This window comes from Comamonas resistens (assembly GCF_030064165.1).
GTDB classification, from domain to species: Bacteria; Pseudomonadota; Gammaproteobacteria; order Burkholderiales; family Burkholderiaceae_C; genus Comamonas; species Comamonas resistens.
Window position 1 is genome coordinate 3,544,655 of the sequence record NZ_CP125947.1, and the last position, 18,156, is coordinate 3,562,810.

Genomic DNA, 18,156 nt, shown 5'->3' on the forward strand with positions numbered 1-18,156 from the left:
AATGCGCTACCACTTCATCACCGGCCTGCCCCGCTCTGGCTCCACCCTGCTGTCGGCCCTGCTGCTGCAAAACCCGCGCTTCCACGCCGGCATGACCAGCCCCGTGGGCAGCCTGTTCAAAAGCATGATCAATCAATTGAGCGCAGGCAGTGAGTTCGGCCCTGTTGTCAGCAAGGAGCAGCGCCGCCGCCTTGTGCGCGGCCTGTTCGACAGCTACTACGCAGACCAAGCCCAGGCGGGCAAGAGCGCAGTGTTCGACACCAACCGCATGTGGAGCGCCCACCTGCCCCTGCTCATAGACCTGTTCCCCGGCGCCAGGCTCATCGCCTGCGTGCGCAACGTGGCCTGGGTCATGGACAGCATCGAGCGCCGCTACCGCGCTAACCCCTACGAGACCACGCGCCTGTTCAACGACGACACCGAGCGCAACACCGTCTACAGCCGCGTGGACACCCTGGCGCAGCGCAACCGCATGGTCGGCTACCCCTGGGCTGCTCTCAAGGAAGCTTTCTATGGCGAGCACGCCGCATCGCTGTTGGTGGTGGACTACGACCTGCTGGCCCAGGCGCCTGAGAAAGTCATGCCGCTCATTTACCAGTTCCTGGGCGAGCCAGAGTTTGGGCATGACTTTGGCAATGTGCGCTACGACGCTCCGGACTTCGACGACGCCCTGGGTCTGCACGGCCTGCATAAGGTGCGCAGCAGTGTGGCATTCCAGGCACGACAAACCATCTTGCCTCCCGACCTGTTCGAGCAGTACAGCCGCCTGAGCTTCTGGCAAGACGGCAGCCGCAGCCGGGCGAACGTTATCACGGCCAAGCCGGCCCCCTGCCCTCCACCGCGCCGGGAAAGCTATTGAATTCATAGCTTCTTGCGCCCGTCAGCAGGGCGCTAGAAGCCAAAAAATACCCCAAGGAACGCCATGACCGACAGCACCGCTACCCATGACATCGTCTTCATCGACAGCCGTGTGCAAGACGCCGCGACCCTGCTGCAAGGGCTCCAACCTGGCACCCAAGTGGTCTACCTCGACGCCAGCCAAGACGGTCTGGCGCAAATGGCCGCAGCGCTGGGCGAGCGCGGCGATGTGGGCTCGGTGCAGGTCATCGCCCACGGCAGCGCGGGGCAGCTCTGGCTGGGCAGCACCTTTCTGGACAATACCGCGCTGCAGCGGCCCGAGGTACAGGCCCAGTTGGCTGCCCTGGGCCAGGGGCTCACGGCCGATGGCGACCTGCTGGTCTATGCCTGCAACACCGCCCAGGGCAGCGAGGGCGCGCAGTTCGTCAGCGCACTGGCCGCGCTCACGGGGGCCGACGTAGCGGCCAGCAGCAACCGCACCGGCGCGGGTGGCGACTGGGACTTGGAGGTGAGCACAGGCACCATTGACCGCACCCCGGTGTTCTCGGCCCTGGGCGAGGCAGCGTACCAGTACAACCTGGCCACCCTCACTGTGACCAGCAACGCCGACACCGGCGTCGGCACCCTGCGCAACGCCATTGCCGGCGCCATCACCGGCGACACCATCACCTTCAGCAGCGGCATGACCGTCGGCCTCACCACCGGCCAACTAGTCATCAACAAGGGCATCACCATCGACGGCGACCTCAACAACGACGGCGTCGCCGACGTGACCCTGGACGCCAACTACCACAGCCGCGTGCTCCAGGTGCAGGCCGGCAGCAACGTGATGCTCGACGGCCTGGTGATCACCCGTGGCCTGGTGTCCGGCGACGGCGGCGATGCCGGCAGCGGCCTGGCCGCCGCCAACGCCTTCGGCGGCGGCATCTGGAACGCCGGCACGCTCACCCTGCTCAACACCTCGGTCACTGCCAACGCGGCGGCCGGCGGCGGTGGTGGCGGCGGCAACTTCGCCTATGACGGCGGCGGCGGCGGCGGCGGCGGCGCGCTGGGCGGCGGCATCGGCGGCCGCGGCGGCGAATCGGGCGTCTCCAACAATCTGGGCGGCAGCGGCAGCGCCAACCAGGGCGGCCATGGCGGCGCCGATAGCGCCTTCCCCGGCATGGGCGGCCAGGGCGGTACCGGCGTCGGCGGCGCCGGCGGCAGCTACCTGGGCTATTCCACCGGCGGCACGGGCGGCACCGCCACCAACGGCAGCATCAGCATCGGCGGCGGCGGCGGCGGCCTGGGCACCGACGCCACCGGCGGCGCCGGCGGCTCAGCAGCGGGCGGCATCTACAACGCGGTTGGCGGCACCATCAACGTCATCGGCAACTCGATCATCAACAACAACCTCGGCGCTGGCGGCGGCGGCGGGGGCGGCGGCGCTGGCGGCTCGCTGGGCAACCAGAACGGCGGCGCCGGCGGGCGCGGCGTCGGCGCGGTGTGGAACAAGGGCATCTTCAACATCACCACGGCCAACAACGCGGCCATGACCAACAACGGCGCCGGCAGCGGCGCCGGCGGCCAGGAACTGGGCACCGGCTCGCCCGGCCCCAGCCCCGCCGCGGTCACCGGCATCTACAACGACGGCGGCGCGCTCAACACCAGCTACGTGCCCAATGCGCCCCCCGTGCTGGGCGGCCTGCAAGGCGACAGCGTCACCTTCACCGAGGGCGACAGCGCCCGGCTGATCGACCTGGGCAGCAATGCCACGGTGTCGGACGGCGATTCGGCCGACTTCAACGGCGGCAGCGTGCGAGTGTCGATCACCACCAACCGCGTCACCGCCGAAGACCTGCTGTCGATCCGTAACCAGGGCACCGGCGCCGGGCAGATCGGCGTCAGCGGCAGCACCATCACCTATGGCGGCGTCGCCATCGGCACCTTCACCGGCGGCAGCGGCAGCAACGATCTGTTGATCACCTTCAACTCGGCCTCGGCCACGCCGGCCGCGGTCGAAGCGCTGCTGCACAACCTGGTGTACGACAACAGCAACGTCGACAACCCCACCGCGTCGGCGCGCACCCTGAGCGTCACCGTCTACGACGGCGACAGCTACACCACCACCACCACCAATACCGTCACCGTCACCGTGGTGGCGGTGAACGACGCGCCCACGCTCAGCCCGGCCAACAGCAACGCCAGCTACACCGAGGGCGGCAGCGCCGCTGTGCTCAGCAGCAGCCTGACGCTGGCCGACGTGGACAGCACCACCTTCCAGGGCGCCACCGTCACCGTCAGCGACTTTCGTGCCGGCGACGTGCTGTCCGTCGGTGCGCCCAACGGCTTCACCGTCAGCTACGACAGCGGCACCGGCGTGCTGACCCTGAGCGGCGGCGGCTCGCAGGCCGCGTTGCAGGCCGCGCTGCGCTCGGTCACCTATTCCTCGTCCTCGGACGACCCCACCGCCGGCGGCAGCGACACCACCCGCCAGATCAACTTCACCGTCACCGACAGCGGCGGCGCCACCTCCACCGCGGTCACCGCGCAAGTGACCGTCACCGGCGTCAACGACGCGCCGACGCTGTCCGGCGGCCCCTACACCTGGGCCGGCACCAACGAAGACACCACCTCGTCCGCCGTTACCGTCGCCACCCTGCTGGGCAGCACCACCCACGCCGACCCAGACGGCCCCGCCGGCGGCATCGCCATCACCGGCAGCAGCGGCGGCGGCACCTGGGAATACTCCACCGACGGCGTCAACTGGACCGGCGTCGGCACTGTCTCCAACAACTCCGCGCTGCTACTGTCCAGCACCACCCAGTTGCACTTCGTGCCGGATGGCGCCAATGGCAGCGCGGCCGGCCTTACCTTCCGCGCCTGGGACCAGAGCTTCGGCACTGCGTCCACCAACGGCACGCGCATGACCGCCGACACCAGCACCAACGGCGGTAGCGCCGCGTATTCCAGCGGCACCGCGCAGGCCACGCTCACCGTCAGCAGCGTCAACGACGCCCCGGTGCTGACCCCGGTCGGCCCGACGCTGACCGGCCTGACCGATTCCGACACCAACAACCTCGGCGTGGCGGTGTCCAGCTTCCTGAGCGGCCATGTCACCGATGCGGACACCAGCGCGGTGCAGGGCATCGCCCTCACCGGCCTAACCTCCGGCACCGGCACCTGGCAATACAGCACCAACGGCGGCGCCAGTTGGCAGAACGTCGGCGCGGTCTCCGACGCCTCGGCACTGCTGCTGCGCAGCGGCGACCGGGTACGCTTCGTGCCCGATGGCATCAACGGCGACAACGTCAGCCTGACCTACCATGCCTGGGACCAGAGCGGCGCCACCGTCGGCCAGCAGGGCACCAAGGTCGACGCCAGCGCCACTGGCGGTGCCAACCCGTTCTCAACCGCCACCGACACCGCCACCCTGGCCGTCACCGCCATCGACGACGCGCCGGTGATCACCACCAGCGGCGGCGCCGCCACCTTCGTCGAGGGCAACAACGTGACCTCGACACCGGTGGTGATCGACAGCGGCCTCACCGTGTCCGACAGCGATTCGCCGCAGCTCTCCAGCGCCACGGTAGCGATCAGCGGCAACTTCCTCGGCAGTCAGGACGTGCTGGCCTTCACCAACAATCCGGCCACCATGGGTGACATCGTCGCCAGCTACGACAGCGGCACCGGCATCCTGACGCTGACCTCGGCCGCCGGCGCTTCCGCCGCCCAATGGCAAGCCGCGCTGCGCAGCGTCACCTACAGTAACAGCTCGGATACCCCATCCAGCCTCGACCGCACCATCACCTTCAAGGTCAACGACGGCAACAGCGACAGCAGCGGCACCGACCGCACCGTCACCGTCGCCGCCACCAACGACGCGCCGACCGTGTCGATGCCAGCCAGCCTGACCGCGGCGGAGGACACCGCCACCGCCATCACCGGCATCAGCTTCGCCGACGCGGACGCCGGCAGCGCCAGTGTCACCGTCACTCTATCGGTCGGCAGCGGTACTCTGTCCGCCACCAGCGGCGGCGGCGTCACCATTGGTGGCACCGCCAGCGCGCTGACGCTGTCGGGCTCGATCGCCAACATCAACGCCTTCATTACCGGCGGCGCCGTGCAGTTCCTGGGTGCGGCCAACAGCACCACCAGCGTCACCCTCACCGCCAGCATCGACGACGGCGGCCAATCCGGCGGCGCAGCACAGACCGGCAGCGGCACGGTCACCATCGCCATCACCCCGGTCAACGATGCGCCGCATGTCAGCGCGCCCTCGTCCATCGCCGTCACCGAGGACGTGACCAGCGCGCTGAGCGGCATCAGCTTCAGTGACGTCGATGCCAGCCTGGGCACGGTGAGCGTGCAGTTCAGCGTCGTGCCAGGCAGCGGCACCCTCAGCGCCACCGACGCGTCCGGCGTCACCGTACTCGGCTCGGGCACCGACACCCTCAGCCTCAGCGGCACGCTGTCCGACATCAACGCCTTCGTCACCGGCGGCGCGGTCGGCTACACCACCGCGGCCAACGCCACCGGCAACGTAGTGCTCGACGTGACCATCGACGACGGCGGCAACACCGGCAGCGGCGGCAGCCAGACCGACCACACCACCGTCACCCTTACTATCACCGCCGTCAACGACGCCCCGGTCAACAGCGTGCCGGGCACCCAGAGCGTGTTGCAGGACGGCACCCTGATGTTCAGCACCGGCAACGGCAACGCGCTGTCGATCGCCGACGTGGACGTCGGCGGCGGCACCATGCGCGTCACCCTCACCGCCAGCAACGGCCTGCTCACCCTGGGCAGCCTCAGCGGCGTGAGCTTTCTGGTCGGCTCCGGCACCGGCGACGGCACCATGGTGCTCGAAGGCACCCTCAGCGACATCAACAACGCCCTGGCCGGCCTGTCGTTCGCCCCCACCGGCGGCTACTATGGCCCCGCCTCGGTGCAGATCACCACCGACGACCTCGGCCAATCGGGCAGCGGCGGTGGTCAGACCGATACCGACACCATCCTGATCAACGTGGCTCAACCCAACCCGTCGATCACCGGTGTGGCCAGCAGCAGCGCTAACGGTGCCTACAAAATGGGCGACACCGTCCACATCACCATCACCTACGATCAGGCTGTGACCGTCTCCGGCGGCGTGCCTACCCTGCTGCTGGAAACCGGCGCCAACGACCGCCTCGCCGTCTACGTGAGCGGCAGCGGCACCAACACGCTGACCTTCGCCTACGTGGTGCAGGCCGGCGACCACAGCACCGACCTCGACTACGTCGGCTCCGCCGCGCTGTCACTGAACGGGGCCTCCATCGCCAGCGTCAGTCTGGGCAACCCGGCGTTCACCGCCTTACCAACGCCCGGCGCGGCGGACAGCCTGAGCACCAATGCCGCCATCGTCATCGACGGCGTGGCCCCGACCATCACATCGGTGGATGTGCCCACGGCCGCCACTTACACCTTGGGCCAGACGCTGGATTTCACCGTGAATTTTGCTGAAGCCGTCGCGGTGGATACCACAGGCGGTACCCCACGTCTGACGATTGCGCTTGACACTGGCGGCACTGCCTACGCCAACTACATCAGCGGTAGCGGCACTACCAGCCTAGTCTTCCAGATGGTTGTTGCCTCAGGCCAAGTCGATCTGACGGGCATCACGGTGGGCGCTCTGCAAGCCCACGGGGGAGTGCTGCGGGATCAGGCGGGTAATAACGCTGAGCTGGGTCTGCACGGCATTGCTGCAACCAACGGGGTGAAGATCGATGCACCGGCTCCGCCGCAGCCTCCGGCCCCCCAACCGCCAGCCCCAGAGCCTCCTTCCCCACAGCCCCCCTCCCCGCCAGTCATCATCGACGGCACCACTGTTACGACCACGCCGGGCACTGGGGGCACTGTCATCACCACGATCCCCGTGATTACGTCCAACCGCCCAGAAGACCCCAGCACGCCCAACAGCGAGTTGGCGGACATTCCTGTCCTCTCTGCCCCGGACGGCAAACCCATCCTTGAAGTGGGCCTGCCCATCGGTGTGGGCGTGGTGGCCGAAGGCTTGCCCACAGGCAGCAGCGGCGAAGCAGCCTTGGCTGAACTGGGCCTGCGCATTCAGCGCATCAATGCACAGACCGGGCAAGATAACAGCCTCGTCAATAGTGGAGAAACTTTTTTTGCGACCATGGACCCGAATGAGGCCCTGTTCGTTCAAGCCATCACTCTGACATCGGGCACAGGATTCAATCCTGCCGTGCCTATCATCGTCCACGGCAGTACCCGGCCCGAAGATGGCAAACAAGCCATTATTCTGGATGCCCGTGGCCTGCCCAGCGGCAGCGTCATCCAGATCGACAACGTCGACTTCATCGCAGTAGCCGGGAATGTTCGTCTGATCGGAGGTGCAGGCCAGAACATGGCTGCTGGCGATGGTGCGGCCCAATGGATGGTGCAGGGCGCCGACGACGATGTGCTGCACGGCGGCGGCGGCAATGACACCGTCGGCAGCCTCGGCGGCAATGATCAGATCTTCGGCGATGCCGGCGACGACATCGTCTTCGGCGGCTCTGGCAACGACACCCTCTCAGGCGGCACGGGCAATGACCGTCTCGATGGCGGCCTGGGATGGGATCGAGCCTTGCAAAGTGGCAGCTTGCAGGACTATGCGCTTAGCCGTGAAGGGGACTCACTGGTGCTCACGCACAAAGGCACGGGCGAGGTGGACCACTTCAAGTCCGTGGAGATGATTCGCTTCGACAACGGATCCAGTCTGTACGTGGCTGCCAGCAACGCCGAGGCGGCACTGGCGCATATCGTCACCCGCTGGCTGCACCGGGACTTGACGCCCGCAGAAGGCGCAGAAGGACAGCTCAACAGTCACCTCAGCGCCCTGGAGATTGCCCAAGCCGTGCTGCGTGGTCCTTTTGCAGCGCAGTTGCAAGGGCACAGCGCCGAAGAACTCATTGCCGGCTGGCAGAACAACCCTCAGATCGTGCGCATGAACGTCACTCCCGAACTGGTGCAAGGTGGTTCAGGACTCGATACCTTGACCTATGGTTTCCAGTCGACAGAATTGCATTTGCAACGTCTGGGTGATGGCCACTGGGAAGGCACTCACTTGGGCAGTGGAGCCATGGCCGACCTTCAAAGTATTGAGCGACTTCACTTCCAGGACGTCAGTGTGGCACTGGATACCGAAGGTGCTGCAGGCACAGTGGCGGCGCTGCTGGCGGTGACGCTGGGCGCGCAGGGACTGAGCAATCGGGTCTGGGCCGGCGAAGGACTGGCGGCGCTGGACTTTGGCATGCAGGCCCAGGACATTGGTGAGGCAGCGATGCGCCAGGTGCAAGCGCAGCAGGGACACACCTTTACGGCCCAGGAGACAGTGCAATGGTTATGGAGCCATGCCATGGGCAGTGCGGGGACGGCGCAGCAACTGCAGCCATTCGTGGATCTGTTAACGAATGGGCAGATGACGGTGGGAGAGTTGGCAGGCGCTGCGGCAAAGCGCCTGCTGGAGCAGCCGACAGTGGAATTGGTCGGGGTGTTGGAGCAAGGGCTGATGTATACGCCGATGTGAGAGAGACAAGGAGGATCTGCTGGAGGGATGCAAGAGCCCTCCCCTTGACAATGAAAAAGGCAACGTGTAAACACGTTGCCTTTTAGCGCATTGAGATGCCCCTCAGTCTTAGCGGGCTGACATTAGCCATACCAGCGTTTTGTTAGTTTACCGCTCAAAGCCTGTCAAGCCAGCAACTGCCTCAGCACATAAGGCAGGATGCCGCCGTGGCGGTAGTAGTCGACCTCGATGGGCGTGTCGATGCGCAGCTTCACGGTCACGGTTTTCTTGCTGCCATCGGGCCTGGTGATCACCAGTTGGGCATCGCTTTGCGGCGCCAGGTCGGCGGCCGGGATCACATCGATGAACTCCTCGCCCGTCAGGCCCAGGCTTTGCCAGCTGTCATTGCCCTTGAACTGCAGCGGCAGCACGCCCATGCCCACCAGATTGGAGCGATGGATGCGCTCGAAGCTGCGCGCCACCACGGCCTTGATGCCCAGCAGCTGCGTGCCCTTGGCCGCCCAGTCGCGGCTGGAACCCGTGCCGTACTCCTCGCCGGCCAGCACCACGGTGGCGCGGCCCGCGGCCTGGTACTTCATGGCCGCGTCATAGATGGCCATTTTCTCGGTCTTGCCGCTGTCGTCACGATACAGCGTGACGCCGCCCTCCTCCCGTGAGCCGTCGGCGGCCGCGGGGATCATCAGATTCTTGATGCGCACATTGGCAAAAGTGCCGCGCATCATCACCTCGTGGTTGCCTCGGCGCGAACCGTAGCTGTTGAAATCGGCTTTTTTCACGCCATGCTCGAGCAGCCATTTGCCTGCTGGCGAGGACTCCTTGATGGAGCCCGCAGGCGAGATATGGTCGGTGGTGATGGAGTCGCCGAACAGCGCCATCACGCGCGCGCCGTGCACGGCATAGGTATCAGAGTCCTTTTGGCCTGCAGCGCCTGCTGCATCAGCGGCTGGCGCTTTCAATTCCAGAGCAAAATCGGTAAAGAACGGAGGCTCTGCAATATAGGTGCTCTCCGGCCAGGTATAGGTGGCGCCAGTCACGCCATGGATTTTTTCCCAGAGCTTGCCGGGCTCGCTGGCCACCTGTTCATAGTTGCTGCGGAAAGCCTTGCCGTTCATGGCGTGCTTGAGCAGCGCATGGACTTCTTCGCTGCTGGGCCAGATATCGCCCAGATAGACATCCTTGCCACGCTTGCCCTGTCCGACAGGCTCGGTCATCAGGTCCTTGAGTACTGTTCCGGCAATCGCATAAGCGACGACCAGCGGTGGGCTGGCCAGGAAGTTGGCCTTGATATTGGGGTGAATGCGCGCCTCGAAGTTACGGTTGCCCGACAGCACCGCCGCGCAGACCAGATCGTTCTGGATGATGGAGGCATTGATCTCCGGAGTCAGATCGCCCGCATTGCCGATGCAGGTGGTGCAGCCGTAGCCGGCCACGGCAAAGCCCAGCTTTTCCAGATAGGGCAGCAGGCCGGCCTCGGTCAGATAGCGGGTGACCAGGCGCGAGCCCGGTGCCAGCGAAGTCTTGATATGCGGCTGAACCTTGAGGCCGGCCTCTACCGCCTTCTTGGCCAGCAGGCCGGCCGCCAGCATGACGCTGGGGTTGGAGGTGTTGGTGCAGCTGGTGATGGCGGCGATCAGCACATCGCCATTGCCGATCCTCAGCGCCTTGTCGTCGCCTTCGGGCAGCTCGCAGACGGCGCTGTCGCCTTGCATGGCTTCCAGCGTGGGCCGGTTGCCCACCATCTCCACGACCGAGCGCTGCTGGCCCGGCTTGAGCGCCGGCGCCTCGCCCGCCGGCTCGCCGCCGTCGCAGGCAACGCGATAGCGCTGCGCCAGCCGCTCAGACGCCTGATTGAAGCCATTGTCAGCCACAGGTGCACTGAACAACTCGCTGAACTTGCCAGCCACATGGCCGATCTCTATGCGGTCCTGAGGACGCTTGGGCCCGGCCAGACTCGGCGCGACCGAGCCCAGATCCAGCCTGACCACATGGGAGTAGTCGATATCGCCGGCCTTGGGCACGCCAAACAGCTTCTGCGCCTTGAAATAGGCTTCGAATGCCCGGATTTCGCTCTTGGTGCGGCCCGTACCCTTGAAATACTCGATGGTCTTGTCGTCCACCGGGAAGAAGCCCATGGTTGCACCATATTCAGGCGCCATATTGCCGATGGTGGCGCGGTCGGGCAGCGCCAGACTGGCCGTGCCTTCGCCAAAGAACTCGACAAACTTGCCGACCACTTTTTCCTTGCGCAGCAGCTCCGTGACGGTAAGCACCAGATCGGTGGCCGTCACGCCCTCACGCAACTGGCCGGTCAGCTCGAAGCCCACCACGTCGGGCGTGAGGAAGTACACGGGCTGGCCCAGCATGGCCGCCTCGGCCTCTATGCCTCCCACACCCCAGGCCACGACACCAATGCCGTTGATCATGGTGGTGTGGCTGTCGGTGCCCACCAGCGTGTCGGGGTAGTAGACATCGCCCTTGGCCTTATGCACGCCGCGTGCCAGATATTCCAGATTGACCTGGTGCACGATGCCAAAGCCCGGCGGCACCACGCCAAAGGTGTCGAAAGCCTGCATGCCCCATTTCATGAACTGGTAGCGCTCCTGGTTGCGCTGAAACTCCAGCTTCATGTTCAGGTCCAGCGCCTTCTTGGTGCCGAAGTAGTCGACCATGATGGAGTGATCCACCACCAGATCCACGGGCACCAACGGCTCTATGGCCTTGGGCTTCTTGCCCAGCTTGGCGGCCGTGCTGCGCATGGCGGCCAGGTCAGCCAGCAGCGGCACGCCCGTGAAGTCCTGCAGCACCACCCGCGCGACGACAAATGGAATTTCATCGACACGCTCGGCCTTGGGTTTCCAGCGCGCCAGCTGGGCCACATGCTCCTCGGTAATCTTGTTGCCATCGCAGTTGCGCAGTACCGACTCCAGCACGATGCGGATCGACACCGGCAAACGGTTGATTTCGGGAAACTGCTTGGCAAGTGCGGGCAGCGAATAGAACTTGCCTTTCTTGCCCTCGGCCAGTTCAAAGGACTTCAGGGTTTTGGCAAAAGCATGCGACATCGTGAGACTCTCCATGGACAGAACACAGGGGTAACGCTTTTGTGTTCCATTGTGCACACAATGCCCGCGAAAAGCTTGTGCGGCAACGCCGGCAACGCAAACCTTGCTCGCATCGGGGCAAAAAAGAAAGCCCGCACTAGGCGGGCCACAGTCACGAAAAACAAAGCTCAGCAGTCGCTGTCCGGCAGAAAATCCTGGCCCTCGCTCAGAGGCGCAAAGCGGTAGCTGGCCGGCGTGCGGCTGAGCTTGACCGGAGCGCCCAGCCCCTGGTATTCGCCCATCTTCACCACCATCTCGCGGTGCGCGGTATGTGGATGCTCCAGGGCCTGTTGCACGTCCAGCACTGGCGCGGCGGGCACGCCGATGGCCATCAGCTCGTCGGCAAGCGTCACGCCATCGAGCTGCGCAAACGCCTGCTCCAGCAAGGGCTTGAGCTCGGCACGATGGACGGAGCGCTGGCCCGCCGTGGCAAAGCGCTCATCCTGCCCCAGCGCCTCCCGGCCAACATGGCTGCACAGCAGCCGGAACTGACGGTCGTTGCCCACGGCCAGAAAAATGGGCGCGCCGCCCGTGCTCAACACGTCGTAGGGATAGATGTTGGGATGGGCGTTGCCCGAGCGCTGCGGCACCTTGCGCCCCATGAACCAGTTGGCAGCATGGGGATGGAGCAGCGACAGGCCGGAGTCGTAGAGCGAGGCATCCACCAGTTGCCCCCGGCCGCTACGCCCCCGCTCGTGCAGCGCCAGCAGCACGCCTATGGTGGCGTTCAGGCCGGTCACCATGTCCACCACCGGCAGGCCCACGCGCAAGGGTTCGCCATCGGCCTCGCCGTTGATGCTCATGATGCCGGCCATGGCCTGGATGGCGGCGTCGTAGCCGGGCAGGCTGCCCAGCGGACCGTCGGCGCCAAAGCCCGTGACGCGGCACCAGACCAGGTGCGGCAGCTCTTCGCGCATCTGCTCGTAGCCTATGCCCCACTTCTCCATGGTGCCGACCTTGAAGTTCTCCAACACCACATCGGCCTCGGCCATCAGCTCGCGCACGCGCTGCTGGCCTGCGGGCGCGGACAGGTCGAGGAACTGGATGCGCTTGTTGCGGTTCAGGCCAAAGTAGTACGAGGCCACGCCATCCTTGAACGGCGGCCCCCAGGTGCGCGTGTCGTCGCCCTGCGGCGGCTCCACCTTGAGCACGTCGGCGCCATGGTCGCCGAGGATCTGGCCGCAGAAGGGGCCGCCGAGGATGCGCGAGAGGTCCAGCACCTTGACGCCTTGCAACGCGCCAGGGGAAAGAGGTGTGTTCATGCGAGGGATTTCTCCATGTGGACGGGGCACGGCTGCATCAATCCAGCTTCACGCCGGCCTTTTGTACCACCTCGCTCCATTTGTCGAGCTCGGTCTTCACAAAGCCGGCCAGATAGGCGGGCTTGGTATCCGCGCCGCGCTCCAGGCCCTGGGCTGCAAATGCCTTCTTCACGTTCTCGGAATCCAGCGCCTTGGCATAGGCCTGGTTGAGCAGCTCCACCCGGTCCGCAGCCATGCCCTTGGGGCCGACCACGCCGAAGAACACGCTCACGTCATAGCCGGCCAGGCCCTGTTCGGCGATCGTGGGGATCTGGGGCATGGCGCTGGAGCGCCGGGCCGTGGCCACGCCCAGGGCCTTGACCTTGCCGGCCTTGATATAGGGCATGGCCGTGAGGATGTCGGTGAAGGTCATGTCCACCTGACCGGCCAGCAGATCGTTGAGCGCCGGCCCCGTGCCCTTGTAGGGCACATGCTGCAGCTGGGTGCCGGCCATGCCGTTGAACAGCACGCCCGCCAGATGGGACGAGGCGCCGTTGCCCGAAGACGCGAAGTTGAGCTTGCCGGGCTTGCTCTTTTCCAGTGCGATCAGCTCCTTGACGTTGCTCACGCCCAGATCGGGCCGCACCACCAGCACATTGGGCAGGTAGCCCACGTAGATGATGGGCGTGAAGCTGGTGCGCGGGTCGTAACTGATGGACTTATACAGCGGCTTGTTGATGGCCAGCGGGCCCGAGGTGCCGAACATCAGCGTATAGCCGTCCGGCTTGGCGCGGGCCACGTAGTCCGCGCCGATGTTGCCGCCGGCGCCGGCCTTGTTCTCCACGATCACGCTCTGGCCCAGTTCCCTGGTCAGCTCGGTGGCCAGGATGCGGGCCATGGCATCGGTGGGGCCGCCGGGCGGGAACGGCACGATGAACATGATGGGGCGCTCGGGGAATTTCTCCGCGGCCACGGCATTCGAAGAGATGCCCAGGCACAGGGCTGCGCTGGCGACCGCGATGGATCCGGCCAGCAGGCGACGGTTGATGTTCATGACTTGTCTCCTTGGTGGGTACGCCAATCGATGTTGGCTTTCAAAATACATAGCTACTGGCGTTTGTCTGTATTGCGCCAGAGCCGTTTTATTCATTGATTCACTCTTGCCAAGCAGGCGGCATCTCGGCCGCCGCCAGCGGATCGCGTGGCTGCACGCGGTGCAGCAGCACCAGCTGCGACAGACGCAGGCGCTCGTTGGATCCGGTCTGCACGGCCTCCCAGGCCATGGCGATGGCCGTAGTGCAGTTGTACAGGCCCGTGGCGGCCTGGCGGGCCAGAACATCGCCGCCATCTTGCGCGGCCTTCTCGGCCAAGGCGCTGGCGCGGGCCAGGCCGTCTTGCAGGGCCTGGCGGTAGCCGGGCACCAGCTTGGCCTGATCCAGCAGGCCGCGCAGGTGCTGCTGCAGCACCGGCAGCGAGCCTTCGCGCCTGATGGCGCGGATCACGTCCAACGCCACGATATTGCTCGTGCCTTCCCAGATCGAGCCCAGATGGGCATCGCGCACCAGGCGCGGATCACTCCACTCCTCGATGTAGCCGCAGCCGCCGCGCACCTCCATCGCGTCGCCGGTCACCTTGCGCGCATCGCGGCAGGCGCGGAACTTGATCAGCGGCGTGAGGATGCGCAACAGCGGATAGGCGCCCTCTTCGCCCGCATCGGAGCGCATCAGCGTCTGCGCGGTCTGGAACACCATGGTGCGCGCCTGCTCGGCAGGCACGCGCAGCTTGTCGAGCTGGCGCTGCATCAGCGGCATCTGCTCCAGGCGCTTGCCGAAGGCGATGCGCTCATGGGCGATGAATTCGGCCTCGGCCACGGCGCGGCGCATCATGCCGGCCGAGCGCACGCCGTTCGATAGGCGCGAGTTATTGACCATGTCGGCCATCTGCACGAAGCCCCGGCCCTGCTCGCCCACCAGATAGGCCACGGCGCCGTCCATGCGGATCTCGCCGCTGGCCATGGACTTGGTGCCCAGCTTGTCCTTGAGGCGAATGATGCGGTAGTGGTTGGCGCTGCCGTCGTCCAGGGTGCGCGGCAGCAGGAACAGCGAAATGCCCTTCATGCCCGGCGCCCCGCCCTCCACGCGGGCCAGCACCATGGCGAACTCGGCATCGGGGTTGGAGCAGAACCACTTGTCGCCGCTCAGGTGCCACGAGCCGTCGGCCTGCGGGGCAGCCATGGTCAGCGTGTTGGCGATGTCCGAGCCGGCGGCCTGCTCGGTCATGAACATGGCGCCTTGCGCCTGTTCATCCCAGTCCAGCGACAGCAGCTGCGGCAGGTATTTGTTGACCAGCTCGGGCGTGCCGAATTTCTTGAGCGTGCGTGTCAGCGAATCGGTCATGGACAGCGGGCAGCACAGACCGAACTCCGACTGCACGAACAGATAGGTCAGCGCGTACTTGACGATGGGCGGCATCTTGCCTTGCCAGCCCAGCATGTCATCGCGGTGCGAGATGGCCTGCAGGCCGAACTCGCCATAGGCAATGCGCTCCAGTTCCTCATAGGCCGGGTGCTTGATGATGCGCTGGCTGTCCACGCCAGCGCGCGTGCGGTATTCCAGCGCGGGCGGATTCCTGTCGGCAATTCCGGCCAGCTCGTCGATGCGCCCGCCGGCCAGCTCGCCCATGCGCCGCAGATAGGGCTGGAGATGAGCCAGCAAATCGGCCGGCAGATAGAGTTTTAGCAACGACTGCAGCTCAGAGTCGGTGGCGTAGAAATTGGCACCGTGGCGGTCTGGCACGGGGTGAGCCGCAATATGGGAGGCCTGGGCCACTGCGTGCATCTGGGTCTTATCGTTGGCGGACATGCGAGCGTCTCCTGCTGAATTCGTTTGCCGCAAATTTCAGCACCCTCATGTATTCGCTTCAAATATTATTAAAATCTTTCTCCATACTTTTTTAATATCAAAAACACCATGGAACTGCGGCTGCTGCACTACTTCGTCACACTGGCCGAAGAGCTTCACTTCAGCCGCGCGGCCCAGCGGCTGTCGATCTCGCAGCCGCCGCTGTCCGTGGCGATCAGGCAGCTGGAGCAAGAGCTGCAGGCCCAGCTGTTCGAGCGCAGCAGCAAGGGCGTGCGGCTCACGGCCGCCGGAGAGCATCTGCTGGACAAGGCGCGCCAGTTGCTGGCGCTGAGCCGGCAGGCCGCGCAAGAAACGCGCGATGTGGCCCAGGGCACGCGCGGCCATCTGCGCCTGGGCTTTGTCGGCTCCAGCCTGTACCGCGGCCTGCCCCAGGCGCTGGAGCAGTTCCAGCAAACCCACCCCCAGGTGCGCGTGGACATGCTGGAGGCCAACAGCGCCGAGCAGATCCTGGATCTGCAGCAGATGCGGCTGGACATGGCCCTGGTCCACTCCATACAGCCGCCCGAGGGCATTGCCAGCCAGCTCATCATGGAAGAGCCCTTCGTGGTCTGCCTGCCCGAGCAGCATGCGCTGCATGCCAGCGCAGCCATCGACCTGGCCGAACTCAGGAACGACCGGCTGATCCTGTTTTCCAGTCTGGTCTCGCCCACCTACCACCAGCGCATCTACGAGATGTGCCTGGCCCACGGCTTCGCGCCCGAGGTAAGGCACGAGGTGCGGCACTGGCTGTCGGTGATCTCGCTGGTCTCGCTGGGCCAGGGCGTGGCGCTGGTGCCCGCGGCACTGGAACGCGTGGGCATGCCGCGCCTGGTGTTCCGCCCTCTGCTGGGCTCACACCCCTCGTCCGAGATGCTGGCCATGTGGCGCCGCACGCCGGCCAATCCGCTGGTGCAGGCGCTGCTGGCCTGCCTGCAGCAGGCCGTGGCCGAGCTCTGACCTCAGGTCATCGAGCCTCAAGTGCGGGTACTGGTCGGCGTTGATCGCCATCTAGCGCGGAAGACATCAATGAGCAGACCGATGGCGGTCAATGCATAGGCCGGCCAAGCCGTTTGCTCGCTCTTGATATAGCGTAATTCACAAGGCAGTAAAGCGCCGCCACAACAAGGTATACGGGCACCAGCGAGTGGTAGTTGGCGATGAGTACCTTGCCGTTCTGCATGAGCTCACCATAGGTGACGACGTAGCCAAAAGTGGTGTCCTTGACCACAATGACCAGTTGCGCGACCAGTGCCGGAACGATGTAGCGAAGGGCCTGGGGAAAAACGATAAAGAAAAAAGCCTGGGCTTCGGTCAGCCCCAGGCTTCGCGCTGCATCGGTCTGGCCGCGGGGTACGGCAAGCACGCCAGCGCGGTAGACCTCGGCGACCACGGCGGCGGTACTCAGGCCTATGGGCAAGGTCAGCATCCAATAGGTGCTCAGCTTGATCCCGGCTGACGGCAGCACCAGAAAGCACACATAGATGAGCAGCAGCGTCGGCGTGCCACGCAGAAACTCGATGACTGCAATGCTAGGCCAACGCACAAGCCTCAGTCGCGACAGACGCCCCACCAGCAACAGCAGCCCGAGGGCCAGCGCAATGACGGCGGCCATCGCCGCCGATGCCAGCGTGCCGAGCAGGCCTTTGGCGAGAAAGCTCCAGGTCGTCGACCAGGCAAAGAATCCCCAATATTGGGCATCAAGCTGCCCTGCTGAATGGAAGCGGAGCACGACGGCCGCAACCAGCAGGAGCAGCACAGCTACGGCGATCACGCTCAGGGCCCGTGTGACAGTCCGGGCCTGGGGGCTTGGCGCAGCAAACAGAATGTCTTCCAGAGAGCGGCTCATCGCAATATCCGCGCTTTCTTTTCCAGCGCAGCACCGGCCCAGGCAATGAGCAAACCAGTCGCTACATACATCGCTGCAGCCACGGCGAACGCGGCAATGCCGGCTGCCGAGTCGTTGGCGATCTTGGACACGAGTGCGGTAAGTTCGCGGCCAGGAAACGGCAGCTGCGACGCCAAAGAAGTCGACAACATCAGCGCAATGAGCAGCGAGGTCATGGGCTGTACCACCGAGCGCAGCGCCTGCGGCAATACCACGGCAGAAATAATCTGCATCGGCCGCATGCCGAGGCTGAGTGCGGCCTCAATCTGGCTGCCGGGAATGGTGTTGATGCCCGAGCGCAGGTAGTCTGCCGTGAACGCGGAGCAGACCAGCGTCAACGTCAGGATCACGCTGGGTTCATAGTCGATCACGACCTCGAGATCGGGCAACGCGAACACGATGAAGATCAATAGCGCCACACTGGGAATGTTGCGGAAGATCTCGACATAGATGCTCAGGACGAAACGCAGCGGCGGCAATGGCAGCAGCCTAAGCACCGCCACGACCACGCCCAGCAAGAAGCCGGGTACGAACGACACAATCGTGAGCTTCCACGTCAGCAACAGGGCCTGCCCGAAGGCAGGCCCGTAGTCGGCCAGGAGCCGAGAGACATCCCCCATCG

The 18,156-nt window shown here is 65.3% G+C and carries 9 protein-coding genes; 3 read left to right on the top strand and 6 right to left on the bottom strand.

Annotated elements, in window-relative coordinates; all coding sequences use genetic code 11:
- Window position 1 precedes the first annotated feature (1 nt).
- Both QMY55_RS16505 and QMY55_RS16510 read left to right on the top strand, forming a co-directional pair.
- Window positions 2–859 carry a sulfotransferase family protein gene (locus QMY55_RS16505; RefSeq protein ID WP_283488993.1) on the top strand — a complete coding sequence of 286 codons (858 nt, stop codon included), beginning with the start codon at window positions 2–4 and terminating at the stop codon, window positions 857–859.
- Between the two features lie 63 nt (window positions 860–922).
- Window positions 923–8,407, top strand: coding sequence for a DUF4347 domain-containing protein (locus QMY55_RS16510; protein ID WP_283485247.1), 7,485 nt, complete (start codon window positions 923–925; stop codon window positions 8,405–8,407).
- Window positions 8,408–8,571: 164 nt separating this feature from the next.
- Here the strand turns inward: QMY55_RS16510 and QMY55_RS16515 are convergent, their stop codons facing one another.
- The 4 genes from QMY55_RS16515 to QMY55_RS16530 form a co-directional block, all read right to left on the bottom strand.
- The gene (locus QMY55_RS16515; protein ID WP_283485248.1) at window positions 8,572–11,469 is read right to left on the bottom strand and encodes an aconitate hydratase; all 2,898 of its coding nucleotides are present in this window, start codon (window positions 11,467–11,469) and stop codon (window positions 8,572–8,574) included.
- 167 nt (window positions 11,470–11,636) lie between these two features.
- Window positions 11,637–12,770 (bottom strand): CaiB/BaiF CoA transferase family protein, encoded by a 1,134-nt coding sequence (locus QMY55_RS16520; RefSeq protein WP_283485249.1) that lies wholly within the window; start codon window positions 12,768–12,770, stop codon window positions 11,637–11,639.
- 37 nt (window positions 12,771–12,807) lie between these two features.
- The gene (locus tag QMY55_RS16525) at window positions 12,808–13,803 is read right to left on the bottom strand and encodes a Bug family tripartite tricarboxylate transporter substrate binding protein (RefSeq protein WP_283485250.1); all 996 of its coding nucleotides are present in this window, start codon (window positions 13,801–13,803) and stop codon (window positions 12,808–12,810) included.
- Window positions 13,804–13,903: 100 nt separating this feature from the next.
- Window positions 13,904–15,610, bottom strand: coding sequence for an acyl-CoA dehydrogenase family protein (locus QMY55_RS16530; protein WP_283485251.1), 1,707 nt, complete (start codon window positions 15,608–15,610; stop codon window positions 13,904–13,906).
- 108 nt (window positions 15,611–15,718) lie between these two features.
- Here QMY55_RS16530 and QMY55_RS16535 point away from each other — a divergent pair, with 108 nt between their 5' ends.
- A complete protein-coding gene (locus QMY55_RS16535; RefSeq protein WP_283485252.1) occupies window positions 15,719–16,606 on the top strand; it encodes a LysR family transcriptional regulator in 888 nt (295 codons plus the stop codon).
- Window positions 16,607–16,694: 88 nt separating this feature from the next.
- Here the strand turns inward: QMY55_RS16535 and QMY55_RS16540 are convergent, their stop codons facing one another.
- Both QMY55_RS16540 and QMY55_RS16545 read right to left on the bottom strand, forming a co-directional pair.
- Window positions 16,695–17,495, bottom strand: a complete 801-nt coding sequence (locus tag QMY55_RS16540) for an amino acid ABC transporter permease (protein ID WP_283485253.1) — start codon at window positions 17,493–17,495, stop codon at window positions 16,695–16,697.
- Window positions 17,492–18,154 (bottom strand): amino acid ABC transporter permease, encoded by a 663-nt coding sequence (locus QMY55_RS16545; RefSeq protein WP_283485254.1) that lies wholly within the window; start codon window positions 18,152–18,154, stop codon window positions 17,492–17,494. Before QMY55_RS16545 ends, QMY55_RS16540 begins: the two co-directional genes overlap by 4 nt.
- Window positions 18,155–18,156 lie beyond the last annotated feature (2 nt).

Coding starts and splice junctions, on each gene's coding strand:
- QMY55_RS16540 (WP_283485253.1), bottom strand. CDS start 17,495: ATGAGCCGCTCTCTGGAAGACATTCTGTTTGCTGCGCCAAGCCCCCAG.
- QMY55_RS16515 (WP_283485248.1), bottom strand. CDS start 11,469: ATGTCGCATGCTTTTGCCAAAACCCTGAAGTCCTTTGAACTGGCCGAG.
- QMY55_RS16535 (WP_283485252.1), top strand. CDS start 15,719: ATGGAACTGCGGCTGCTGCACTACTTCGTCACACTGGCCGAAGAGCTT.
- QMY55_RS16530 (WP_283485251.1), bottom strand. CDS start 15,610: ATGTCCGCCAACGATAAGACCCAGATGCACGCAGTGGCCCAGGCCTCC.
- QMY55_RS16520 (WP_283485249.1), bottom strand. CDS start 12,770: ATGAACACACCTCTTTCCCCTGGCGCGTTGCAAGGCGTCAAGGTGCTG.
- QMY55_RS16545 (WP_283485254.1), bottom strand. CDS start 18,154: ATGGGGGATGTCTCTCGGCTCCTGGCCGACTACGGGCCTGCCTTCGGG.
- QMY55_RS16525 (WP_283485250.1), bottom strand. CDS start 13,803: ATGAACATCAACCGTCGCCTGCTGGCCGGATCCATCGCGGTCGCCAGC.
- QMY55_RS16505 (WP_283488993.1), top strand. CDS start 2: ATGCGCTACCACTTCATCACCGGCCTGCCCCGCTCTGGCTCCACCCTG.
- QMY55_RS16510 (WP_283485247.1), top strand. CDS start 923: ATGACCGACAGCACCGCTACCCATGACATCGTCTTCATCGACAGCCGT.